Raw genomic sequence first — 22177 nt, 5'->3', positions numbered from 1 at the left:
GAGGAGATTGATCCATGAGTGACGCATACATCGTCGACGCCGTCCGCACCCCCTTTGGCCGCTTCGGCGGTTCGCTCGCCAACGTGCGCGCGGACGACCTGGGCGCGCTGCCGATCGCGGCGCTGAAAGACCGCAACCCCGGCGTGGACTGGAGCAAGGTCGACGACGTCTATTACGGCTGCGCCAACCAGGCCGGCGAGGATAACCGCAACGTCGCGCGCATGGCGGCCCTGCTGGCGGGCTTGCCGCCGTCCGTCCCGGGCAGCACCATCAACCGCCTGTGCGGCTCCAGTCTGGACGCCGTGGGCCTGGCCGCGCGTGCGATCCGCAGCGGCGAGGCCCATCTGGTCATCGCCGGCGGCGTCGAGAGCATGACCCGCGCGCCCTTCGTGATGGCCAAGGCCGACACGGCCTTCTCGCGCACGGCCAAGATCGAGGACACCACCATCGGCTGGCGCTTCGTGAACCCGAAGATGAAGGCGGAATATGGCATCGATTCGATGCCGGAGACGGCCGAGAACGTGGCGCGCGATTTCAATGTCTCGCGTGCGGACCAGGACGCGTTCGCGCTGCGCAGCCAGCAGAAATGGGCTGCCGCGCACGCTGCCGGCGTGTTCAAGGAAGAAATCGTGCCGGTCACCCTGCACGGAAAAAAAGGCGAGTCGCGCGTGTTCGACACGGACGAGCATCCGCGCCCGGACGTGAGCCTGGAAGGCCTGGCCAAGCTGAAGGGCGTGGTCACGCCGGACGGTTCGGTCACCGCCGGTAACGCCTCGGGCGTGAACGACGGCGCCTGCGCGCTGCTGCTGGCATCGTCGGCGGCGATCGACCAGTACAAGCTGACGCCACGCGCACGCGTGGTCGGCATGACGGTCGTCGGCCTGGAGCCGCGCATCATGGGCTTCGGCCCGGCGCCGGCCACCAAGAAGCTGCTGCAGATGACGGGGCTGAGCATCGAGCAGATGGACGTGATCGAACTGAACGAAGCCTTCGCCTCCCAGGGCCTGGCGGTGCTGCGCGACCTCGGCGTGGCCGACGACGATGCGCGCGTAAACCCGAACGGCGGCGCCATCGCCCTCGGCCACCCGCTGGGCGCGTCCGGCGGACGCCTGGTGATGGCGGCCGTGAACCAGCTGCACCGCACCGGCGGCCGTTATGCGCTGTGCACGATGTGCATCGGCGTCGGCCAGGGCATCGCGCTGATCGTCGAGCGGGTCTGAGATGCCCATCTACGAAATCGATGGCATCCGCCCGGTGGTGCACCCGAGCGCCTACGTGCACCCGACCGCGGTACTGATCGGCGACGTGATCGTCGGCCCGCGCTGCTACGTCGGCCCGCTGGCCTCGCTGCGCGGCGACTTCGGGCGCCTGATCCTGGAAGAGGGCGCGAATATCCAGGACACCTGCGTGATGCACGGCTTTCCGGAGGATGACACCGTGGTCGAGGTGGACGGCCATATCGGCCACGGCGCCGTGCTGCACGGCTGCCGGGTCGGGCGCAATGCCATGGTCGGCATGAATGCGGTGGTGATGGACAAGGCCGTCGTCGGCGCGGAATCCATTGTCGGCGCCGCGGCCTTCGTCAAGGCCGGGATGGCGATCCCGCCGCGCAGCCTGGTGTTGGGCGCTCCGGCCAAGGTCGTCCGCCCGGTCAGCGATGAAGAGATCGCGTGGAAGAGTTATGGCACGCGCCAGTATCACGACCTGGCAGTGCGCTCGATGAAGTCCCTGCGCGAAGTCGAGGCCCACACCGAGGTGGAGCCCGGCCGCGGACGGATGGTGTTCGACGAGCCGCACAAACCGAAAAAGTAAAAGGAGAGAGACAAATGCACACCCCGTCGACCCTGCAAAGCTATATCGCCGGCCGCTGGCAAGGCGAATCGGCCCATCAGCCGCTGCACAGCGCGCTGGACAACCAGCTGATCTATCACACCCACGCCGAGAAAATCGACTTCGACGAAGCGCTGACCTACGCCCGCAAGCAAGGCGTGCCTCAGCTGATGCAGCTCGACTTCCAGAAGCGCGCCCAGCGCCTGAAGGCCCTGGCCATGTACCTCATGGAGCGCAAGGAAGAGCTGTACGAGATCTCGCACCTGACCGGCGCCACCCGCCCGGACAGCTGGGTCGACGTCGAAGGCGGCATCGGCACCCTGTTCGCCTATGCCAGCATGGGCTCGCGCGAGCTGCCCTCGTCGAACGTGCTGCACGAAGGCCCGGCCATGGCGCTGGGCAAGCGTGGCGGCTTTGCCGGCACCCACATCCTGGTGCCGCGCGGCGGCGTGGCGGTGCACATCAATGCCTTCAATTTCCCGATCTGGGGCATGCTGGAAAAATTCGCGCCCAGCTTCCTGGCCGCCATGCCCTGCATCGTCAAGCCGGCCACCGCCACCAGCTACCTGACCCACGCCACGGTGAAGATGATGATGGAATCGGGCCTGGTGCCGGAAGGCTCGCTGCAGCTGGTGATCGGCTCGACCGGGGACCTGCTGGACCGCCTGAGCGGCTTCGACGCCGTCACCTTCACCGGCTCGGCCGACACCGCCGCCAAGCTGCGCGCGAACCCCAACCTGATCCGCGAAGCCGTACCTTTCACGGCGGAAGCCGACTCGCTCAACTGCGCGATCCTGGCGCCGGACGTGACGCCCGACGACGAGGAATTTGACCTCTTCGTCAAGGAAGTCGCGCGCGAGATGACGGGCAAGGCCGGCCAGAAATGCACGGCGATCCGCCGCATCATCGTGCCGGAACAGCACGTCGATGCGGTCGGCGAGCGCCTGCGTGCGCGGTTATCGAAAATCGTGGTCGGCAATCCGAAGGTCGAGGGCGTGCGCATGGGCGCGCTGGCCTCGATGGACCAGCATCGCGACGTGAGCGAGCGTGTGGAGATGCTCGCGCGCGGCAACGAAGTGCTGTTCAGCGCCCGCGACGGCTTCAAGCCGGTGGGTGAAGGTTGCGGCAACGGTGCCTTCTTCTCGCCGACCCTGATCCTGTGCCGCAACGGCATGAACAACGACGCCGTGCACGATGTCGAAGCCTTCGGCCCGGTCAGCACCATGATGACTTACCGCGACATCGACGAAGCCCTGATTCTCGCCGCGCGCGGCAAGGGCAGCCTGGTGACGACCCTGGTGACGAAAGACCCGGCGATCGCCGCGCATGCGGTGCCGGTGGCGGCGGCGTATCACGGCCGCGTGCACATCCTCGACCGCGTGGCAGCCGTCGATTCGACCGGCCACGGCTCGCCCCTGCCGCAGCTGAAGCACGGCGGCCCGGGCCGCGCCGGCGGCGGCGAAGAGCTGGGCGGCATCCGCGCGGTGAAGCACTTCCTGCAGCGCGCCGCGGTGCAGGGCTCGCCGACCATGCTGGCGGCGGTGACCGGCGAATACGTGCGCGGCGCCGAGGTCAAGGAAAGCGAGATCCACCCCTTCCGCCGCTGGTTCGAAGACCTGGAAATCGGCCACTCGCTGCTGACCCACCGCCGCACCGTGAGCGAGGCGGACATCGTCAACTTTGGCGGCGTCTCGGGCGACTACTTCTACATGCACTTCGACGAGATCGCGGCCAAGGACACCCAGTTCGGCAAGCGCATCGCCCACGGCTACTTCGTGCTGTCGGCGGCGGCCGGCCTGTTCGTCTCGCCGGCGCCGGGCCCGGTGCTGGCCAACTACGGCCTCGACAACCTGCGCTTCGTGGCGCCGGTGGCGATCGGCGACACCATCCGCGCGCGTTTGACTTGCAAGCGCAAGGTGGACCGCAATCGTACCGACGAGCAGGGGCGTGGGCAGGGTGTGGTGGCGTGGGATGTGCAGGTGACCAACCAGAATGACGAGCTGGTGGCCAGCTATGACATTCTGACCTTGGTGCAGAAGCGGGGCTGAGCCTAGCTCGTAACCCAAGCACGTCATTCCCGCGCACGCGGGAATCCATACTGAGTATCCCGTTCAGCTCAGCATGGATCCCCGCGTTCGCGAGGATGATGTGCGGCAGCTAACTCAAATACGCCAGGCGCTTTCCAGCTGACGCCTCATCCGGCTCGAACAGAACGAGCTCCTTCATCACCCGCGTCAAGCCAACATACAGGTGCCGCACCTCGTTGGTCGCATCCCGCCCGCGCACGAACTCGTCCTGCTCGAGGAAGGGCACCAGCACATACGGCCATTCGCGCCCCTTGGCCGCCTGGATGGTGGTGACGCGCACCAGGCTGCGCCGGGTGCCGATGCTGTTCGCGCTCTTCGACTTGCGCACCAGTGCGACGTCGTTTTCCATTTGCGTGATCCGGGCCAGGAATTCCGCCGCCGGCACCTGCCCGTGCGACGAGGCAAAGCGCAGGAAGGCATCGATGGACCGCCGCGCCGAGGCCACGCGGTCGCGGCTGACGAAGGCGCGGCTGGTGGCGTCGTGCAGGTCGACCTGCGCGCGCAGCGTGACCAACAGCTCGTAGGCCGTCGCCGACGCCGCCGAAGAAGTCATCGCCGCGATCACCGGCCGGATCAGGTTCTTGGACTGGCGCGCCTGCGGGCTGTCGAACTCGGTCTCGCGCAGCAGGGCGCCGTCGAAGAAGCTCTTCAGCACTTCCGGCGTGCGCTTGACCTCGTCCTGCGCATAGCCCAGCACCGAGCGGCGCTCGGCCCAGTCGAGGTTCCAGTGCTTCGGATCGCGCGTCAGGTAGAAATAGCGCGACAGCGCCAGCACCATCTGCACGCAGGTTTCGGTGTGGCCTTTCAGGGCCGAGTAGTCGTTGCTGACGTAGTGCAGGATCCCGCGCAGCAGCAGGATCTCCGGCAGCAGCAGGAAGGTCTCGAAGCCGTCGCATTTATAGGGGATCTTCGCTTCCATCAGCGCCGTTTCGATCTCGATGCTCTGGTCGACGTCGCGCAGCACCACCGCGAAGTCGCGGTTGCTGGCGCGGTTGCCGGATCCTGGGCGGCCCTTCTGCAGGGTGGTGCGGATGGTGTCGGCCACCAGCTGCGCGCAGGCGCCGGGCTGCGCCGGATGGTAGGCCACGCGGCGCACGACGGTATCGCGGTCCGGGCGGCCCTCGCAGCCGTTGTGGGTCAGCGCATCGGCCAGCACGGCGGCGTCCGGGCCGAAGCGGTAGGACATCCCCAGCGGGAAGCGCTCGGCATCAGGACGGTAGGCATCCATGAAGCGCTGGCCGGAAAAGACGGGGTCGGCGCCGCGGTCGCGGTTGATGGTCTGGTCCTTGTCGCCGGCCACCACCAGGCGCGCGCCGCGGCGCAGGCGCTGCAGCAATTCGAATTCGGCGGCGTTCACGTCATGCCATTCGTCGACGAGGTAGAGCGACCAGCGGCGCAGTTCCTGGGCCAGCGCGGGCTGGCGCTGCAGCAGGTAGACCAGGTCGGTCACCGCGTCGTTCGGCCCCTGCCAGCGGAAGTCGTCAGGGTAGGGATGGCGCGCCGTCTCGTACTCGCGGATGATGTCCGCGATCGGGTCGGCCTGGCCGGCCAGTTCGCCGTCGCCGCTTTCGTCGTAGGCGGCATCGTCGTCGTTCTCGTCGGTGAAGTTCTCGTTGTCCTTGGGCGCGAATTCAGCGGTGGCCAGCGCGGCCTTCAGCTGGGCCAGGCGGCGCGCGATGTCGTCGAGGTGCTGGTTGTTTTCGTCGAGGCCGAAATTGAAGTCGCTGCGCACGCCCTGTTCCTGGTAGCGCTGCCAGACGCGCGCGGCGGCCGCGACCAGTTCGCCGCGGATGCCTTCGACGTCGGCGTGGGCCACGGGGCGGGTGATGCGGCCCTTTTCGGCCAGGTCTTCGATCAGCTGGCGGGCGAAATCCTCGACCGTCATCACGAAGACGGCGCTGTCCTCGCCCGCTTCCTCCTTCAGCTTTTCATGGAAGCGCAGGCGCGCGCCGCGCGAGAAGCACAGGGCCAGGATGCCGCGCTCGGACAGACCGTCGTCGCGAGCCTGGCGCGCTTCCATCGCAAGCGTTGTGGTTTTGCCTGCGCCGGCGACGGCGGCGATGAGTTTGACCTTGTGGGGGGACTGCAGGATGGCAGCCTGCTGGCTGTTTGCTTGCGTGGACATGCGTGGTGCTTTCGGCTTTTTGGCTACTATACACTGTCACTTGTCCAAACCAACAATGAGGAACGTCCAATGTCGAGGTTAGACCTGAGCAGTATTCCCGTGCTGACCGGCACCGGTTATCCCGATCCCTTCGCCGAGGCCGTCAACGGGCGCAGCCGCCAGGCGCTGGGGGACGCCGGCGGCATCACCCAGTTTGGCGTCAACCTGACGGAACTCCAGCCCGGCGCGGCATCCTCGCAGCGCCACTGGCATACGCACGAGGACGAGTTCGTGATGGTCGTGTCCGGCGAGCTGACCCTGATCACCGACGAAGGCGAGACCCTGATGCGCGCCGGCGATTGCGCCGCCTTCCCGGCCGGCCGACCGAACGGCCACCACCTGGTCAACCGCGGCTGGGGCACGGCGCTGTTCCTGGCCGTGGGTTCGCGCTTCGAGGAAGACAAGGCGACCTACCCGGACATCGACCTGATGTACGACGGCAGCACCGACAGCTACACGCACCGCGACGGCACGCCGTATCCGAAGCGCGACAAGAACCGGCCGGCCGGCAGCCTGCCGATCGAAGCCGAGACCCTGGCGCCGCGCGTTTACATCGCCGACCACGGCGAGCAGGACGGTCTCAGTGGCCATGGCGGTCTCAGTCCGGGCGAAGCTCGATAGCGAACAGCTCCTCCACCGTCACCCCCAGTACCTTCGCCAGTTTCAGCGCGAGGAGGGTGGAGGGGACCATGTGGCCGGCCTCGATCGCATTCACCGATTTGCGGGTGACGCCGGCGCGTTCGGCCAGCTCGGCCTGGGTCAGGTCGAGGCGCGCGCGCTGGACTTTCATGGTGGTCGTCAGGTGCTCCATCAACGGTCGTACCACTGGAGCGTGGTGAGCACAGTGCCAGCGCCGATGCAGACGGTGGCGGCGGCCATCAGGGCAAGCCCGTTCGCCGCGCCGCTCCAGGTCAGCCCCAGGGCCAGCACCGGCTGCACGCCTAACGCAGCAATCAGGCCGTTGCGCCAGGCGAGTGACAAGCTGGCCTGACGCAGTTCGTCATTGCGCATGGCCTTCATCGCACGGGTCTCTACCCGCCTGTACATGCGGTGCAGCGATGCCGCGGTGACCGCAATCATGATCGGCAGGACCCTCCACAGCGTCTTGCCGGCATCTCCGCCGGCCGTGGTAAGACTCAACACGGCAGCAAAGCCCAGCATACCGACGATCATCAGCGCTGCCATCAGGTGACGGTGCGACATTCTTGCGGCATCGTCGATCGCGCTCGCTTGTTCGGCCATTTCCTGCTCCTTCATGAGTTGTGGAAACGGCAGAGTAACCTGAATGACTCAAAAAGTCACCAATAAGTTACATCGACGCGATACGCAAGCCGTCCGGTGCGGTCACCACGCGCAAGTCCTCGTAATCGAGCACGGCAGTCACGCCGGTCTCCAGCGGATGCGAATGCGTGGTGGTCACGACGATGCTCGCCATGCCCGCAGCGGCTGCGGATTGCAGTCCGGCCAGCGTATCTTCGAACACCAGGCAATCGGCGGGCGCCACGCCCAGCTTGCGCGCGCCCAGCAGGAAGGGATCGGGCGCCGGCTTGCCGCGCTCGACGTCCTCGGCGGCCACCAGCACCTCGGGCATAGGCAGGCCGGCGGCGGCGATGCGCGCCTCGGCCAGCAGGCGCGGGGCGGAGGTGACGATGGCCCAGCGTGCCTCCGGCAGGCTGGCCAGGAAAGCGGCGGCGCCGGCGATGGCTTCGATGCCGGCCACGTCCTCGATTTCGGCGCGCGTGATGAAGGCGGCTTCACGCACCGGGTCGACGCCCGGCAGTTCGAGTGCGCGAATGGTTTCCTCGGTGCGCTTGCCGTGGATGGTGGGGAGGAAGGCCGCGACGTCCAGGCCGTGGCCCTTGGCCCACTGTCCCCAGACCCGCTCTGCGGCCTTGATCGAGGTGAGGATGGTGCCGTCCATGTCGAACAGGAAGGCGGAGAAGGAACGGTCGGGCAGGGGAATCCGGGTCACTGGGAACTTTCATTGATGGTTAGTACAAGCGGCCCGAGTTTACCTTGCGCTCGTAGCGGTTGTGCACATGCTGGCTGATGAAGCTGGACAGGCCGCTTCCGGCCCGCGCCAGCTCCTGCATCTTCGCGACGTTGGCGGCGCCGGCGCTGTCCTCGGTATAGAGATAGCGGTCGCCGTTCCTGAACTGGACGATGATCTGGCCGGCGTCGATGTCGTAGGCGACCACGCCCGACTCGCCGCCGCTGTGCTTGTAGCGGTGCATGTCGAAATCCTCGGTCAATAAGTGTGCTGTGAGATCTTACGCAGGGAAGAAAAACACGAGCGTTCTGAAGGAAACGGCAGAAACTGTCGGAAATATTTACATTGACCACCGAAAATTTCGTTTCATAAATAAATTTTCTATTAGAAACAATTACTTGCTCTTTCTGGCCCGAAACTTGCTAATCAGAAATCGACGATTCTCGCAGACAGATCGCCGATAAACAGATTAATGACAAGCGGAAAGAGACTATGAAAAACCTGAAAAAAATCTTCAAGATTGCACCGTTGCTGGCCCTTGCGTTCGGCGGTTCCGCGCAAGCGCTGACGATCAACTTCAATCACGCCGCAGACATGGATGCGCGTGCGCTGGCCGGCTTCCAGGCTGCAGCCGACCGCTGGAGCGCGGTGCTGCACGACGACGTCACCGTCAACCTGAACATCGGTTTTTCGGTCCTCGGCCCCGGCATCCTGGGCTCGACCGGTTCGACCCGCGGCACCCTCAGCTATGAGGACTACCGCAATGCGCTGATCGCGGACGCATGGGGCGCCACCGACCAGGCTGCCATCGCGCACCTGTCGCAAAACAAGTGCCTGAACGTGTACATGAACGGTACCAAGGGCAATCCGAACGGCGCCGGCAGCGCCACGCCTTACCTGGATAACGACTGCGACGCCAACAACCAGACCATTCGCATGACCTGGGCGAATGCCCGCGCCCTCGGCCTGACCGATGCGCATGACTCGACGGTCGACGGCTCGGTCTCGTTCAGCAGCACCTTCAACTGGGACTTCAACCCGGACGACGGCGTCAATGCCGACGCCTTCGACTTCATCGGCGTGGCAACCCACGAAATCGGCCACGCGCTCGGTTTCGTCAGCGGCGTGGATACGCTGGACGCCAACCGCAGCAACCCCAACCTGCTGGATTCGCAGTTCACCTACATCGCTCCTGCCGACCTGTTCCGCTGCTCGACCGCCAGCAAGGCGGCCGGCGCCGACATCGACTGGTCCGCCGACAACCGTACCAAGTTCTTCTCGTTCGACAATTGCGACACCACCCTCGCAACCTTCTCGACCGGTGTCACCAACGGCGACGGCCGCCAGGCTAGCCACTGGAAGGACAACCTGGGCATCGGCATCCTGGACCCAACCGCAGCCTACGGTGAGCACATGGCGATCAGCGCCATGGACCTGAAGATGTACGACGCGATCGGCTGGAACGTGGTTCCTGAGCCGGGCAGCTTCGCACTGCTGGGCCTCGGCATGTTCGGCATGTTCGGCCTGCGCCGCCGCAACAAGGCATAAGCCTGTCGTTCAAAGGCTGCAAAAGAAACGGCGCTCACTGAGCGCCGTTTTTCTTTGTGCAGCGCCGGTAGCGCTTAGTCCTTCAGCTGCCCGCGCACGCGTTCGATGGCCTTGCGCACCTGGTTCGGCGCGGTGCCGCCCACGTGGTCGCGCGCGGCCACCGAACCTTCCAAGGTCAGCACGGCAAACACATCCTGCTCGATCAGCGGCGAAAATGCCTGAAGGCGCTCGAGCGCCATCTCGGACAGGTCGCAGCCGGCGTCGTCGCAGGCGCGCACCGCATGTGCCACGGCTTCGTGGGCGTCGCGGAAGGGCAGGCCCTTCTTGACCAGGTAGTCGGCGAGGTCGGTCGCGGTGGCGTAGCCCTGCAGGGCGGCGGCGCGCATGTTCTCGGCTTTCACGCTAATGCCGGCGGCCATGTCGGTGAAGATGCGCAGGGTGTCCAGCACGGTGTCGACGGTGTCGAACAGCGGCTCCTTGTCTTCCTGGTTGTCCTTGTTGTAGGCCAGCGGCTGGCCCTTCATCAAGGTCAGCAGGCCCATCAGGTGGCCGTAGACACGGCCGGTCTTGCCGCGCGCCAGTTCCGGCACGTCCGGGTTCTTCTTCTGCGGCATGATCGACGAGCCGGTGCAGAAGCGGTCGGCGATGTCGATGAAGCCGACGCGCGGGCTCATCCAGGTCACCAGCTCTTCCGACATGCGCGAGATGTGCATCATCAAGACCGATGCGGCCGCCGTGAACTCGATCGCAAAGTCGCGATCAGACACAGCATCGAGCGAGTTGTGGGATACGTCATCGAAGCCCAGGGTCCTGGCCACGCGCAGGCGGTCGATCGGGAAGGTGGTGCCCGCCAGGGCGGCGGCGCCAAGCGGCAGGCGGTTCACGCGGCGGCGCGTGTCCTGCATGCGCTCGGCATCGCGGCCGAACATCTCGACATAGGCCAGCAGGTGGTGGCCGAAGGTCACCGGCTGCGCCACCTGCAGGTGGGTAAAGCCCGGCATGATGGTGTCCGCGTGCTTCTCGGCCAGATCGGTGAGGGCGCTGCGAAGGCCCTTCAGCAGGGCCAGGATGTCGTCGATGGCGGCGCGCATGTACAGGCGGATGTCGGTCGCCACCTGGTCGTTGCGGGAGCGGCCGGTGTGCAGGCGCTTGCCGGCGTCGCCGACCAGTTCGGTCAGGCGTTTTTCGATGTTCAGGTGCACGTCCTCCAGGTCGAGCAGCCACTCGAACTTGCCGGCTTCGATCTCGCCGCGGATCTGGGCCATGCCGCGCTCGATCTCGGCACGGTCTTCGGCGCTGATGATGCCTTGCGCGGCCAGCATTTCGGCGTGGGCCAGCGAGCCCTGGATGTCGAACAGGGCGAGGCGCTTGTCGAAGAACACCGAGGCGGTGTAGCGCTTGACGAGGTCGGAGACGGGTTCGGAGAAGCGGGCCGACCAGGCCTCCGCTTTTTTGGCGAATTGTTCGGTCATGATGGAGGAGGGTGTGGGAGATTCTTGGATCCCTGATTATAAACTGTGCACCGGATGATCCCCCAAAGCTGGGGCGATGACTTCTAAACGGAAATGCGGGATGATGTCTGTTCTAATAATTACAAGGAGACAGGCATGAAGCGTTTCACCCTCGTGGCAGTGGCGATTGCGGTCGCCATCGGCGGCGTCTACAGCGCCAAAGCGCAGACGGCGGCTGCCCCGGCAGCGGCGCCCGCACCGGCATCACCGGCATCCAGCTACCAGGCCCGCGCCGCCGACGTGCAGAGCGTCGACGGCATCGTCGCCGCGCTCTACGACGTGATTTCCGGCGATGCCGGCAAGCCGCGCGACTGGGACCGCATGCGCTCGCTGTTCGCGCCCGAAGGCCGGCTGATGGCGGTCGGCGCCCGTCCGGACAATAACTTCGTGCTGCGCGGTATGAGTGTCGAAGACTATATCTCGCGCAACAGCAAAGCCTTCGCCACCATGGGCTTCTTCGAAAAGGAAGCCGCGCGCACCACCGAGACCTTCGGCCAGATCGTGCACGTGTTCAGCACCTATGAATCGCGCCACGCGGCGGGCGACGCCAAGCCCTTCCAGCGCGGCATCAACAGCATTCAGCTCTACAACGACGGCAAGCGCTGGTGGATCGTGAATGTGCTGTGGCGCGCCGAGGATGAGCACCTGCCATTACCCGAGCGTTACCTGCGTGGTCATTGAGGCCGGGGCGGCGCACGATTGGATAATCGGCCCGGGCGCCGCGAACGGCGCTAGAATTGGTTTTTTTACCAGAGTTACCAAGCCACGCCGCCCATGATGCACACTACCAACGACTCAAATTTCCAGGTAAGTACGGATCGCACGCGCTTGGACGTGCCGATGATTTATCGCTTCCTCAGCGAAAATTCGACGTGGGCGGTAGGCATCTCGCGTACCGTGGTCGAGCGCTCGATCGAAAATTCGCTGTGCTTCGGCGGCTACCTCGATGGCCGCCAGGTTGCCTTCGCCCGTGTGGTGACGGACTATTCCACCTTCGCCCACCTGTGCGACGTCTTCGTCATCCCCGAATACCGCGGGCGTGGCTATGCGAAGCAGCTGATCCGCGTCGTCATGGAGCACCCCAGCCTGCAAGGCTTGCGCCGCTTCACGCTCAACACGACCGACTCGCATAGCCTGTACGAGCGCTTTGGATTCACAGCGCCGCAACGTCCGGAAACCGTGATGGAGCGTTACTCCCCGAACATTTATCTGACCTGACTCGGCTCAACACGGCGACACCTCTCTGCAATCAGGCTTACGATTGTTCCATCGGTCAAGATTGGAAGGGAGCTCATGTTCCGGGTTGCATTGCGTGTCGTCCTCGCCTGCCTGGCGCTCGCCAGCTTCCAGTTCGCCCTGGCCGCGGAGGCAAACGCGGCCTCTGCCAGCGCGCCGCCGCCCAAGGGATCGCTGGTCATCATCGGCGGCAACCTGCGTCCGGGTAACGCCCCGGTCTGGGAACGCATCCTGCAACTGGCCGGCGGCAAGGATGCGCGCATCGCCGTGTTCGCCTCCGCCGCGGGCTATCCCGAAAAATCCGGCAAGTTCCTGGTAGACCGTCTCAACGCTTACGGCGCCAAGGCCTTTTTCGTGCCGGTGGCCGTCAAGCTGGCCGGCAGCGATTACCACGCCGCGGCCGACGATCCCAAGCTGGCCGAGCTGGTGCGTTCCGCCGGCGGCGCCTTCTTCGCCGGCGGCGACCAGAGCCGCATCACCAGCGCCCTGCGGCATGAGGACGGCAGCAATACCCGCGTGCTCGATGCGCTGTGGGACATGTACCGGCGCGGCGGCGTGATCGCCGGCACCAGCGCCGGCGCCGCCATCATGAGCAGCACCATGTTCGGCCGCCCGCGCACCGTGCTGGCCACGCTCAAGCTGGGTGTCGAGGACGGCAAGGAAATCACGGAAGGCCTCGGCTTCATCGGCGACGACGTCTTCGTCGACCAGCACCTGCTGGTGCGCGGCCGCTTCGCGCGCATGCTGCCGGCCATGATGGCCAAGGGCTACAAGCTTGGCCTGGGCATCGACGAGGACACCGCCATGGTGGTGCTGCCCAACCGCGACGTCGAAGTGATCGGCTACAAGGGCGCGCTGGTGCTCGACCTGGCCGGCGCCGGCGCGCGCGAGGGCGCTTTCAACATCAGCAACGTGCGCGTCAGCTACCTCGACAATGGCGACCGCTTCAATATCGTCACCCGCGAATTCACGCCCTCGGAAGACAAGGCCGACGGCAAACTCGACCCGTCGCGGCCGTATTACCGCGAGCCCCTGTTCACCGCCGACATCCTCGGCAACAGCACCGTCGTCGATCTGATGAGTAAGCTGATCGACAGCGACCAGCCGGAAGCCATCGGCATCACCCTCGGCAGCCCGAACGGCGTCCAGCCCGACCTCGGCTTCGAGTTCCGCTTCACCCGCGCTGCCGACAGCGTCGGCTATTCCTCGGCCTCGACCGACGCCTACTCGATCTACAACCTGCGCCTCGACATCCGGCCGATCCTGATCCGGCGGCCGATCTACCAGTACAAATAAGCGCAAGTAATTGCATAAAAGAAAATACTGGGATAGATTGTTGTTTCTTTATCTATTCCAGGTTGGTTTGTCATGCATTTCGAGGTCCCCAAAGCGAAGAAATTCAAGGAGTTCGGCGGCGAGTACGTGATGATCGTCATCAGTATCCTCACCGCACTGGCGCTCGAGCATGGCGTGCAGACCTGGCATCACCGCCACCTTGCGCATGAAGCGGCCGAGAAGATGAACGTCGAACTGCGCGCTACGATCAAGGAAGTGAATGCGGCGCTGGAGCACAACGAGAAAAAGCGGCAGACACTTCATCAGGTACGTGAGCAACTGCTTGCCGGGATACGTGCGAAGACCAGCGATGCCGAACTGATGAAGCGCTATGCACAGGAATGGGCGGAGATGATGCGCCTGGACCTGAACACGCCCACACTGCACCGCGAGGCATGGGAAGCGGCGGTCGCCAACCAGGCTGTCACCTGGATGACGCGGGAACAGCTGGAAAACTATGCGGTGGCCTATGGCGCGATCCGGGACACGAGCAGTATCACGTACAACGGGGCAATGGGTTTCATGGATGTGCCGCGCTTGCTGGACACCATCGGCCGGGCGCAGATGGGTACGGCGAATCCGCAGGAAATCTACCTGCTTTCGTACCGGATGGTCACCGCCTACGACAACCTCGACGGCAACCTGAAGTCCTTGAACAAGCTGCTGGAGGCGGTCGTTAACGAAAACGACGGTGGCCACGTCGACAAGCCTAAGACCTGATCTCAGCGGCAGTCGCCGATCTTCTTCAGCAGCCGGTACTGCGCATCGACCATGGGCGGATTCGGGTCGTGCCCGGCGCGCGGCACCAGCACGAATTCCTTGCGCGGCGCCTGGATGAAATCGAAATAGCGCTTGCTGGGTTCCGGCATCGTCAGCAGGTCCTGCTCGCCCTGCACCATGTAGATGGGTATCTCGAACGTCGGTCCCAGCTTGTACAAATCGATTTTCGAGCCGATGCCGTCGCCCTTCAGGCCGACGAACTGCAGCCAGGAATAGTCCTCGCCGGCCGTGTAGTCGGCTTCGTATCTGGCGGTGGCGTACTCGGGCGAGGGCGCCCACCAGGCTTTCGGCGCCGGCTCGGTGCGCATCGCCTCGTACTTGCGCATGATCCGGCGCATGATGCCGGGGTTGCGCGGATTGGTCCAGGGCGGCGGGCCGATGCCTTCCAGCTTCCCGATCGCGTCCGCATCGCCGGCCGCGCGCGTCAGCGCCAGGGTCGCATCGTAGCTGCCGCGCTGCGAGACCGCGTTGCCCACCACTTGCGCGCTGCTGACGTAGCCGCAAAACATCTCCGGGTTCGATTTCGCCATGTGCACGCCCAGCACCGAACTCCAGGACCCGCCCATCAGAATCACCTTGCGCTTGCCGAAGCGCTTCGCCGCATAGCGCGCAACCTCGACGCCATCGTCGCGCAGGCGCTCGAGCACCAGAGGCTCATCCTCGGCCGGCGGATTGCGTCCATAAGTCATGCCGGCGCCGCGCTGGTCCCACTGGACGATGGTGAAGTCCTTTTCCCAGGCGTGATAGACATTGTCGGCCCAGGGCGTGGTCGGATTGCCCGGTCCGCCATGGACGAGCAAGAGGATCGGATTGGCGCAGCTGCTGCCCTTGATGCGCACCCATTGCTCCAGGCCGCCGATGCGTACAAAACCTTTTTCGTCGACGGGATTGTTGGCGCTGGTGCAGACAGCGTCGGGGAGCAGGCCTGACACGGGAGCTTGGGCCTGGGCCGGCAGCTGGATGAACAGGAAGGGCAGGGCGGCAAGGACGTGACGTGGCATCGCGAACTCCAATGGGGTAATGGCAGCCATTCTTGCCGGGAAATCAGGCCCGGTCATCCTGCGGAAAATGACAGGACGGCGGTAGCCAGGCTTACAATGTGATGATTCTCAGCCGCAAGGAAGATCATGTCCCTCGCTTCGAAACGCCTGCTGTCCGCACTGTTTAGTTTCACCTGCATCACCGCGGCCGGCGTCGCCCAGGCCCAGCAACCCGCCACCGTCCGCCTCGACTACACCCACAGCGGCAACGCCCTCTCCGAGCAATACGCCATCGAGCGCGTGCTGATCGAACCGCTGCCCTGGCCGGGCGATCTGTCCCAGCCCTTCGACAACACGAACCGCGGCAATAACCGCCTGGAAGTGGCGGATGCGAAAACCGGCGACCTCTTGTACTCGCGCGATTTCTCGACCGTCTTCGGGGAATGGAAGACGACGGAAGAGGCGAACAAGCTCAGCCGAGGATTCCACGAATCGGTGCGCTTCCCGAAGCCGGACCGCAAGGTTGCCGTGCGCATCCTGAAGCGCGACGAGCGCAACGAATTCTCGGTGGCCTGGAGCGTCGAGGTCGATACCAATGCGCAGGAGGTCGTGCGCAGCCAGCCGCCGGCGCCGGCAAAGCCGATTGCCATCAAAGTCAGCGGACCCTCGCCGCAAAAGGTCGACCTGCTGATCCTGGGCGATGGTTACACCCAGAAGGACATGGCGAAATTCGAAGCCGACGCACGCCGCCTGTCCAAGCACCTGTTCGAAGTGTCGCCTTTCAAGGAGCGGGCGAACGACTTCAATGTCTGGGCGATGGCGGTGCCGACCCAGGAGTCCGGCATCACGCGGCCGTCGACTGGCGTGCACCATGCGTCGGCACTGGGCACGCGCTACGACATCTTCGGCAGCGAGCGCTACGTGCTGACCCTGGACAATCGTGCGCTGCGCGACATCGCCCAGTACGCGCCCTATGAGTTCATCGAAATCCTGGTCAACAACGACACCTATGGCGGCGGCGGCATCTTCGGCCAGTTCAGCACGGCGGCAGCCAGCAATGATTGGGCGAACTACCTGTTCGTGCACGAGTTCGGCCATCACTTCGCCGGCCTGGCCGACGAGTACTACACATCGCCGGTGGCCTACCAGTCGAGCGGCGCGCGCATGGAGCCGTGGGAGCCGAATGCGACCGCGCTGCGCGACCCGAACAAGCTGAAGTGGAAGCAGCACGTGAAGGCCGGCACGCCGCTGCCGACGCCGTGGCCGAAGGCGGAATACGAAGCGTATTCGCGCGAGTACCAGAAGCGGCGCGCGGCGCTGCGGGCGGCGAATCGTCCGGAATCGGAGATGAGCGCGCTGTTCCGGGAAGACCTGGTGCACACGAAAGAGCTGTTCTCGAAGGCCGAGTACCGCACGGCGATCAGCGCCTTCGAAGGCGCCAACTACGAAGCCAGCGGCTACTACCGTCCGGCCATGCAGTGCATCATGTTCGACCGCAGCGAGCAGTTCTGCCCGGTATGCCAGGACGGGATCAGCGAGATCATCGACCTGTACGCGCGCCCGGCCAGGTAAGGCGCCATCGGCATCGCGCCCTAGGGTGCGGTGCCGAACAGATGGCGGGAGCGCCGGCTCCTATTCTCGATGCTTATTCTTATGCAACGGGAATCATCATGAACAAACTCCTTGCCATCCTCATCGGCGGCCTGCTGGCGGTGTCCGCCCAGGCCCAGACCCAGACGCCCCAGGCCAAACCCCAGCCGCGCGAGCAGGCCGGCAGCTCCGCCAACTCGGCGCCGATCGGCCAGGCGGTGTCCGGCCATAACTCGACCGCCGCCGGCGTCTCGGGCACCGGCTTGCACACCGATGGCAGCGCCACCACCGGCAGCGCGCATGGCGCCACCGGCCTGCAGGCGGCGGGCGTGAACAGCGCCGGCCAGGTGACCGGCAAGAGCACCGCGGTGATCGGCGTCGATCCGCAGAAGGCGGACAACGTCAACGCCCAGGCCACCAACACGACGGCGCCGAACAACACGGCGGCGGATGCGAAAGCCACCGGCGGACGCGGCAAGGCCGGCACCAGGGCCGAGCAGGAAGTCCGCAAATCGAATACGAGCAAAGTCGCGGAACCTGTCGGTGCGCGCCTGAAGACCGCACATTCGGCACAGGAAGGTATCGAGAAACGCGCCGAAGCCAAGGAAAAGTCGAAGCGCAAGGCAGCCAACCGCGCAGCCGGCGGCGATACCGAGAACCGTTGAATAATTTGTTACATTTTTAACACGCCTTCCTTGGGCAGCGTGCGCTGGCGAACAGAACGCGCGGTGTCCGAGGCCTATTCTGAAAGCTCGAATTAATTAATAAAAAGTCATGGCGCACCCGCGCCGTCTCACCATATACGGAATAGGAGAACTACCATGAATAAACTGCTCGCTACCCTGATCGCCGGCCTGTTTGCTACCTCGGTGTACGCCCAGACCCAAGCCCAGAGCACTTCCTCGACCGGCGCCCCGGCCGGCAGCACCGCCACCAGCATGACCCCGGCCACCGGCACCGCCGTGACCCCGGCAGCAGGCACCACCGTGGTCGGCACCCAGTCGACCGGTACCTCGGGCATGGCTGGCCAGACCGGCTCGACCGGCGATGCCAAGGCCGACAAGGACATCGCCAAGGCCAACGAGAAGGAATCGAAGGAAATCGCGAAGCAGGACGAGAAGATCTCGAAGGCTACGCAAAAAGCCAACGAGAAGAAGGCCAAGGCACAGCACAAGGCCGACAAGAAGATCGCTGACGCCAACGAAAAGGTGATGAAGGCCGATCCGGAAGACAAGGCCAAGGCATCGGCCAAGGCCGAGAAGAAGATCGCCGAAGCCAACGCCGACGCGCACGAGACCATGATCAAGGCTGACGAGAAGGCCCAGAAGAAGATCGTGGACGCCAATGCCGACAAGGCCAAGGCCCAGAACAAGGCTGCCGAGAAGACTTCCAAGGCTGTGGCTGACGCGCACAAGGACGCCGCCAAGTAAGTTCGGATCGAAGCTGGCGCCCAACCGGGCGCCACGACCCGGCGCAAACGGACCCGTCAAGGGTCCGTTTGCATTTTGCAATTCCCCTGGCATGGAGCAAGGATTTACGTATTGATCTTGATCAATTTTCACAAATCTGTTGTTTTTTTTATAGTTTTGTTAGGTTTGTGTGAAGTTTTAGAAAGCTCAACATTTGCGCTCTATACTAAGTTTTTTCGGCATGTATAGCAGCTCAACAGGAGGCGTCTCAATGTCGTGTTCCACAGCTTGGCTTTACGTTTCGCCTCTCGTCGTCGCCCCTCCCCGCATGCTCCCTGCGCAGGTCCCTTTGCCGCCGCGCTAGCTTCCTCTTCGTATCACCGAATTCATACCGCTTGCGAGATCGCGCAGGCGGCATGCCAGGCATTCGCGCGCCAGGACCTCTTGCGTCCTGCGTGCGGGTAAGTCTCTGCGCCGGGCCAAAAACCTTGCCGGAGGAACGGGAACGTCCCGACTCGGGACGACATTATTTTAATAACGATCGAAACGGAGAAACAATGAAACTCAGCCGCAAACTTGGCCTGCTCGCTGCCAGCCTCGCATGTGCTTTTGCTGCCCAAGCGCAAACTGTCAAAGAAACGCCAAATTCCCATTTCAAGCCGACCGGCAAGGGTTTCGGTGAACTGGACAACGTCGCCACTGAGGCGTCGAGCGGCAATGCCGGCGGCAGCTCGCGCGCCGCGCCGTCGTCCAACCTGAGCTACCACGGCGGTCCGGTGATGGTGGCGCCGACCAACCTGTACTACATCTGGTACGGCTCGCAGTGGGACACGGCCTCGAAGAACGTGCTGACCAACCTCGGCCAGAACATCGGTGGCTCGCCTTACTTCAATATCAACACGACCTACTACAACGGTTCGAACGTGCACGTGCAGAACAGCGTGACCCTGGCCGGTACCACCACCGACAGCGGCACACTGGGCACCAGGCTGACCGACGCGAACATCGCCTCGATCGTCTCCAGCGCGATCACCTCGGGCAAGCTGCCGAATGACGCGAACGGCGTCTACGTCGTGCTGACCGACAAGGCGACCACCGCGACCTCGGGCTTCTGCACCCAGTACTGCGGCTGGCACGATCACACCACCGTCAGCGGCAAGGACATCAAGTATGCCTTCGTCGGCAATGCCGAGACCCAGTGTGCATCGGCCTGCGGCGCGACCAGCCCGAGCCCGAACGGCACCCCGGGTGCGGACGGCGCAGCCAGCGTGCTGGCCCACGAGCTGGAAGAGGCGGTGACCGATCCGAACCTGAACGCCTGGTACTCCAGCTTCGACGGCCAGGAAAACGCCGACAAGTGCGCCTGGACCTGGGGCACGACGTCGACCGCTTCGAACGGCGCCAAGTACAACCAGACCTTCGGCACGATGAAGTACCTGATACAGCAGAACTGGCTGATCGCTACCACGCAGAAATGCGTGCAGAAGTATCCGTGAGCGACTGCCTGAAGCTATGCTGATGTAGCCAGGTAAACGAGAAGGCAGAGGCGGCCAAGCCCGTCTCTGCCTTCGCGTGTGCTTTTTGTCCGTACTTTTTTGTCGAAGCATATGAAACGATTCCTGATTTTCCTTGGCCTGTCCGCAGTGCTGGGCAGCGCAATGGCGGTCGAGCAAACGCCGACCGGCGGCCGCGGTGGGCCCGTCCCGACCCGCAACGTCTCGATCTTTAGCAAGCTCGAAAACGACTTGCTCGATGCGGTCCGGCGCCATGACGCCGACGCGCTGGCGCGCATCGTCGGCGACGACTTCGAGATCCGCAGCGCGGGAGCGCCCGGCGTACCGACCGCGCGCGAGGAAGCCTTGCACGCGTGGACCCAGCTGCCGGCCCAGCCCTCGGCGATCGGCCAGATGGCGGCGCACGATTACGGCGAGCTGATGGTGGTGAGCTTCGCCTGGAAGCTGGGCGAGCAAGCCTTCTTCGTGGTCGATACCTGGAAGCGCGCCGGCGCCGACTGGAAGCTGTCGGTGCGCTACGCCGCCCCGATCGTGGCCGGCGCTGCAGCGGTGCCGGGCGCGGTCGCGCCGGGCGAGCAGTCGCTGCGCAAGAAGATGTAGCGCGATGGCTTCCCTGCTGGACAGTAAATTCGGCTTCGGCCTGGCCTGCGTGCTGTGCGCGGCGGCCGGCGCGGCCGGCGTTGCCTGGCTGCGCGACGAAGGGCCGCAGCCGCCGTCCGCCGCGCCGGTCAAGGCGGCGTCCTGGGACGGTCCGCTCGGCCCGGGCGCGTTGCCGGCGTCGCCATCGGATGGCGGCGCCGCCTTTGCGGCGGTATCGGCCGAGCCGCCGCTGATCGATGCCGCCGGCCGCCTGGCGGTCGATTCTGCGCTGCACCACCTGTTCGACGCTTACCTCAAGAACGGCGCGCCGCGCGAGCAGGAACTGCGCGCCTTGCTGCGGCGCCGCCTGCAGCAGCCGGCGCTGGCGCAGGCCGAGAGCCTGGCCGGCGATTATCTGCGCTACCTGCGGGCCGAGGCGGCCCTGCGCGCGAACGCACGCCTGGTGCAGCCCGATCCGGCTGGCTTGAGCGCGGCCCAGGCCGAGCAGATGCTGGGATGGCAGGATCAGCGCGCCCAGCTGCGCGAGCGGATGCTGGGCGCCGCCGTCTCGCAGGCCTGGTTCGGGCAGGAAGACGCGGCGTGCCGGACCGCGCTGGCCGACTGGCGCCTGGGGCGCGCACCGGCCGAAGCGGAAGAGGTGGATTCGAACGAACTGCGCGCGCGCCGCCTGCATGGCGCCATGCTGGTACAGCGCCGCAACGAACGGGCGCAGTCGTGCGCCGCCCAGCTGATGGACCGGCTGGCGGCGGACGACCCGGCCGCATGAACCCGAGGAGCAGAACGATGACATGGACAACCGGATGGGCGCGGGCGCTCGGCGTACTCGCCCTCGCCGCAGCGGCAGCCGCAAGCACGGCCACGCCGCAGGTGGAGTCGCCGGACGAGGCGCGCGTGCACAAGCTGGTCGAGCCGCGCATGGGCAGCAATGTGACGGTCGACGCGGTCAGCAAGACCGCGTATGGCGGCCTGTATGAAGTGCGCAGCGGCGGCGACATCTTCTACACGGACGCCGATGCACGCTACATGTTCGTGGGGAAGGTGGTCGACCTGGGGACGCTGCAGGATCTCACGCGCGCCCGCGCGGACGAGCTGGCGGCGGTCCGCTTTGCCGATCTGCCGCTCGACATGGCGATCAAGACCGTGAAGGGCAATGGCCAGCGCGTGATGGCGGTGTTCGAAGACCCGAACTGCCCGTATTGCCGCAAGCTGCACGAGACCCTGCGCGGGATCGACAACGTGACGGTCTACACCTTCCTGATGAATATCCTGTCCGAGGATTCGGCGGCGAAATCGAAGAACATCTGGTGCGCCGCCGACCGCGCCCAGGCCTGGCAGGACTGGATGCTGGCGGCCAAGCCGGCGCCGGCCGCGCCGGCGGCCTGCGTGACGCCCAACGAGCAGGTGCTGGCGCTGGGCCGCAAGCTGCACCTGCAGGGGACGCCGACGATTTATTTCGCCGACGGCTCGCGCAGCGGCAGCGGCTTCGACGCCGCGACGCTGGAAGCTCGGCTGCGGCAGGCGCAGCGGTGAGCGTGGGCACGTGGTGCCCACCCTACGGTTAGCGGCCGAGTCGGTAGGGTGGGCACCCCGTGCCCACGTATAC

At 65.0% G+C, this 22177-nt stretch carries 23 protein-coding genes; 16 read left to right on the top strand and 7 right to left on the bottom strand.

The window, feature by feature from the left end:
• Window positions 1-14: 14 nt before the first annotated feature.
• Genes pcaF through paaZ form a run of 3 tightly spaced genes read left to right on the top strand, consistent with a single transcriptional unit; the run spans window position 15 to window position 3878 of the window.
• The gene (gene pcaF / locus AC07PE_RS06460) at window positions 15-1220 is read left to right on the top strand and encodes a 3-oxoadipyl-CoA thiolase (protein WP_498762572.1); all 1206 of its coding nucleotides are present in this window, start codon (window positions 15-17) and stop codon (window positions 1218-1220) included.
• 1 nt (window position 1221) lies between these two features.
• On the top strand, window positions 1222-1812 hold the full coding sequence (gene paaY / locus AC07PE_RS06455) for a phenylacetic acid degradation protein PaaY (protein WP_498762571.1): 591 nt from the start codon (window positions 1222-1224) through the stop codon (window positions 1810-1812).
• A gap of 14 nt (window positions 1813-1826) precedes the next feature.
• Window positions 1827-3878: a phenylacetic acid degradation bifunctional protein PaaZ gene (gene paaZ, locus AC07PE_RS06450; protein WP_498762570.1), complete on the top strand. Its 2052-nt coding sequence runs from the start codon at window positions 1827-1829 to the stop codon at window positions 3876-3878.
• A gap of 109 nt (window positions 3879-3987) precedes the next feature.
• On the opposite strand, the gene AC07PE_RS06445 is transcribed toward paaZ, so the two are convergent.
• The gene (locus AC07PE_RS06445; RefSeq protein ID WP_498762569.1) at window positions 3988-6042 is read right to left on the bottom strand and encodes a UvrD-helicase domain-containing protein; all 2055 of its coding nucleotides are present in this window, start codon (window positions 6040-6042) and stop codon (window positions 3988-3990) included.
• 69 nt (window positions 6043-6111) lie between these two features.
• Here AC07PE_RS06445 and AC07PE_RS06440 point away from each other — a divergent pair, with 69 nt between their 5' ends.
• The gene (locus tag AC07PE_RS06440; RefSeq protein WP_498762568.1) at window positions 6112-6702 is read left to right on the top strand and encodes a cupin domain-containing protein; all 591 of its coding nucleotides are present in this window, start codon (window positions 6112-6114) and stop codon (window positions 6700-6702) included.
• Here the strand turns inward: AC07PE_RS06440 and AC07PE_RS06435 are convergent.
• The 4 genes from AC07PE_RS06435 to AC07PE_RS06420 form a co-directional block, all read right to left on the bottom strand.
• The gene (locus AC07PE_RS06435; protein WP_498762567.1) at window positions 6680-6871 is read right to left on the bottom strand and encodes a helix-turn-helix transcriptional regulator; all 192 of its coding nucleotides are present in this window, start codon (window positions 6869-6871) and stop codon (window positions 6680-6682) included. The genes AC07PE_RS06440 and AC07PE_RS06435 overlap by 23 nt on opposite strands.
• A 20-nt stretch (window positions 6872-6891) precedes the next feature.
• Window positions 6892-7323: a hypothetical protein gene (locus AC07PE_RS06430; RefSeq protein ID WP_498762566.1), complete on the bottom strand. Its 432-nt coding sequence runs from the start codon at window positions 7321-7323 to the stop codon at window positions 6892-6894.
• 67 nt (window positions 7324-7390) lie between these two features.
• Window positions 7391-8053 (bottom strand): HAD-IA family hydrolase, encoded by a 663-nt coding sequence (locus tag AC07PE_RS06425; protein WP_498762565.1) that lies wholly within the window; start codon window positions 8051-8053, stop codon window positions 7391-7393.
• A 19-nt stretch (window positions 8054-8072) separates the two neighbouring features.
• Complete coding sequence (locus AC07PE_RS06420) at window positions 8073-8315, bottom strand: hypothetical protein (protein WP_498762564.1); 243 nt, start codon at window positions 8313-8315, stop codon at window positions 8073-8075.
• Between the two features lie 248 nt (window positions 8316-8563).
• On the opposite strand from AC07PE_RS06420, the gene AC07PE_RS06415 reads away from it, so the two are divergent.
• On the top strand, window positions 8564-9619 hold the full coding sequence (locus tag AC07PE_RS06415; protein WP_498762563.1) for an NF038122 family metalloprotease: 1056 nt from the start codon (window positions 8564-8566) through the stop codon (window positions 9617-9619).
• 74 nt (window positions 9620-9693) lie between these two features.
• On the opposite strand, the gene argH is transcribed toward AC07PE_RS06415, so the two are convergent.
• Window positions 9694-11091, bottom strand: a complete 1398-nt coding sequence (gene argH, locus AC07PE_RS06410; protein ID WP_498762562.1) for an argininosuccinate lyase — start codon at window positions 11089-11091, stop codon at window positions 9694-9696.
• A gap of 135 nt (window positions 11092-11226) precedes the next feature.
• Here argH and AC07PE_RS06405 point away from each other — a divergent pair, with 135 nt between their 5' ends.
• From AC07PE_RS06405 to AC07PE_RS06390, 4 genes are all read left to right on the top strand, one after another.
• On the top strand, window positions 11227-11811 hold the full coding sequence (locus AC07PE_RS06405; RefSeq protein ID WP_498762561.1) for a hypothetical protein: 585 nt from the start codon (window positions 11227-11229) through the stop codon (window positions 11809-11811).
• 159 nt (window positions 11812-11970) lie between these two features.
• Complete coding sequence (locus tag AC07PE_RS06400) at window positions 11971-12348, top strand: GNAT family N-acetyltransferase (RefSeq protein ID WP_498762560.1); 378 nt, start codon at window positions 11971-11973, stop codon at window positions 12346-12348.
• Window positions 12349-12423: 75 nt separating this feature from the next.
• Complete coding sequence (locus tag AC07PE_RS06395) at window positions 12424-13662, top strand: cyanophycinase (RefSeq protein ID WP_498762559.1); 1239 nt, start codon at window positions 12424-12426, stop codon at window positions 13660-13662.
• Between the two features lie 72 nt (window positions 13663-13734).
• Window positions 13735-14421 (top strand): hypothetical protein, encoded by a 687-nt coding sequence (locus AC07PE_RS06390; RefSeq protein ID WP_498762558.1) that lies wholly within the window; start codon window positions 13735-13737, stop codon window positions 14419-14421.
• A gap of 2 nt (window positions 14422-14423) precedes the next feature.
• Here the strand turns inward: AC07PE_RS06390 and AC07PE_RS06385 are convergent, their stop codons facing one another.
• Window positions 14424-15482 carry an alpha/beta fold hydrolase gene (locus tag AC07PE_RS06385; RefSeq protein WP_498762557.1) on the bottom strand — a complete coding sequence of 353 codons (1059 nt, stop codon included), beginning with the start codon at window positions 15480-15482 and terminating at the stop codon, window positions 14424-14426.
• 126 nt (window positions 15483-15608) lie between these two features.
• Between AC07PE_RS06385 and AC07PE_RS06380 the strand changes: the two genes are divergently transcribed.
• The 7 genes from AC07PE_RS06380 (at window position 15609) to AC07PE_RS06350 (ending at window position 22104) form a co-directional block, all read left to right on the top strand.
• Window positions 15609-17033 (top strand): IgA Peptidase M64, encoded by a 1425-nt coding sequence (locus AC07PE_RS06380; RefSeq protein ID WP_498762556.1) that lies wholly within the window; start codon window positions 15609-15611, stop codon window positions 17031-17033.
• Between the two features lie 98 nt (window positions 17034-17131).
• A complete protein-coding gene (locus tag AC07PE_RS06375; protein WP_498762555.1) occupies window positions 17132-17716 on the top strand; it encodes a hypothetical protein in 585 nt (194 codons plus the stop codon).
• Window positions 17717-17872: 156 nt separating this feature from the next.
• Window positions 17873-18481, top strand: a complete 609-nt coding sequence (locus AC07PE_RS06370; RefSeq protein ID WP_498762554.1) for a hypothetical protein — start codon at window positions 17873-17875, stop codon at window positions 18479-18481.
• A 536-nt stretch (window positions 18482-19017) separates the two neighbouring features.
• The gene (locus tag AC07PE_RS06365; protein ID WP_498762553.1) at window positions 19018-19956 is read left to right on the top strand and encodes a hypothetical protein; all 939 of its coding nucleotides are present in this window, start codon (window positions 19018-19020) and stop codon (window positions 19954-19956) included.
• 111 nt (window positions 19957-20067) lie between these two features.
• Window positions 20068-20574, top strand: a complete 507-nt coding sequence (locus tag AC07PE_RS06360; RefSeq protein WP_498762552.1) for a nuclear transport factor 2 family protein — start codon at window positions 20068-20070, stop codon at window positions 20572-20574.
• 4 nt (window positions 20575-20578) lie between these two features.
• The gene (locus AC07PE_RS06355) at window positions 20579-21340 is read left to right on the top strand and encodes a lipase secretion chaperone (protein WP_498762551.1); all 762 of its coding nucleotides are present in this window, start codon (window positions 20579-20581) and stop codon (window positions 21338-21340) included.
• A 17-nt stretch (window positions 21341-21357) separates the two neighbouring features.
• Window positions 21358-22104, top strand: coding sequence for a DsbC family protein (locus AC07PE_RS06350; RefSeq protein ID WP_498762550.1), 747 nt, complete (start codon window positions 21358-21360; stop codon window positions 22102-22104).
• Window positions 22105-22177 lie beyond the last annotated feature (73 nt).

The organism is Telluria sp. GW821-FHT07G12, from assembly GCF_059418525.1.
This window is presented reverse-complemented; position numbering and strand designations above follow the sequence as displayed.

Coding starts and splice junctions, on each gene's coding strand:
- AC07PE_RS06445 (WP_498762569.1), bottom strand. CDS start 6,042: ATGTCCACGCAAGCAAACAGCCAGCAGGCTGCCATCCTGCAGTCCCCC.
- AC07PE_RS06420 (WP_498762564.1), bottom strand. CDS start 8,315: ATGCACCGCTACAAGCACAGCGGCGGCGAGTCGGGCGTGGTCGCCTAC.
- AC07PE_RS06365 (WP_498762553.1), top strand. CDS start 19,018: ATGAAACTCAGCCGCAAACTTGGCCTGCTCGCTGCCAGCCTCGCATGT.
- paaY (WP_498762571.1), top strand. CDS start 1,222: ATGCCCATCTACGAAATCGATGGCATCCGCCCGGTGGTGCACCCGAGC.
- AC07PE_RS06385 (WP_498762557.1), bottom strand. CDS start 15,482: ATGCCACGTCACGTCCTTGCCGCCCTGCCCTTCCTGTTCATCCAGCTG.
- AC07PE_RS06395 (WP_498762559.1), top strand. CDS start 12,424: ATGTTCCGGGTTGCATTGCGTGTCGTCCTCGCCTGCCTGGCGCTCGCC.
- AC07PE_RS06350 (WP_498762550.1), top strand. CDS start 21,358: ATGACATGGACAACCGGATGGGCGCGGGCGCTCGGCGTACTCGCCCTC.
- AC07PE_RS06390 (WP_498762558.1), top strand. CDS start 13,735: ATGCATTTCGAGGTCCCCAAAGCGAAGAAATTCAAGGAGTTCGGCGGC.
- AC07PE_RS06405 (WP_498762561.1), top strand. CDS start 11,227: ATGAAGCGTTTCACCCTCGTGGCAGTGGCGATTGCGGTCGCCATCGGC.
- AC07PE_RS06370 (WP_498762554.1), top strand. CDS start 17,873: ATGAATAAACTGCTCGCTACCCTGATCGCCGGCCTGTTTGCTACCTCG.
- AC07PE_RS06380 (WP_498762556.1), top strand. CDS start 15,609: ATGTCCCTCGCTTCGAAACGCCTGCTGTCCGCACTGTTTAGTTTCACC.
- argH (WP_498762562.1), bottom strand. CDS start 11,091: ATGACCGAACAATTCGCCAAAAAAGCGGAGGCCTGGTCGGCCCGCTTC.
- AC07PE_RS06375 (WP_498762555.1), top strand. CDS start 17,132: ATGAACAAACTCCTTGCCATCCTCATCGGCGGCCTGCTGGCGGTGTCC.
- AC07PE_RS06430 (WP_498762566.1), bottom strand. CDS start 7,323: ATGGCCGAACAAGCGAGCGCGATCGACGATGCCGCAAGAATGTCGCAC.
- AC07PE_RS06400 (WP_498762560.1), top strand. CDS start 11,971: ATGATTTATCGCTTCCTCAGCGAAAATTCGACGTGGGCGGTAGGCATC.
- AC07PE_RS06440 (WP_498762568.1), top strand. CDS start 6,112: ATGTCGAGGTTAGACCTGAGCAGTATTCCCGTGCTGACCGGCACCGGT.
- AC07PE_RS06355 (WP_498762551.1), top strand. CDS start 20,579: ATGGCTTCCCTGCTGGACAGTAAATTCGGCTTCGGCCTGGCCTGCGTG.
- AC07PE_RS06415 (WP_498762563.1), top strand. CDS start 8,564: ATGAAAAACCTGAAAAAAATCTTCAAGATTGCACCGTTGCTGGCCCTT.
- AC07PE_RS06360 (WP_498762552.1), top strand. CDS start 20,068: ATGAAACGATTCCTGATTTTCCTTGGCCTGTCCGCAGTGCTGGGCAGC.
- pcaF (WP_498762572.1), top strand. CDS start 15: ATGAGTGACGCATACATCGTCGACGCCGTCCGCACCCCCTTTGGCCGC.
- AC07PE_RS06435 (WP_498762567.1), bottom strand. CDS start 6,871: ATGAAAGTCCAGCGCGCGCGCCTCGACCTGACCCAGGCCGAGCTGGCC.
- paaZ (WP_498762570.1), top strand. CDS start 1,827: ATGCACACCCCGTCGACCCTGCAAAGCTATATCGCCGGCCGCTGGCAA.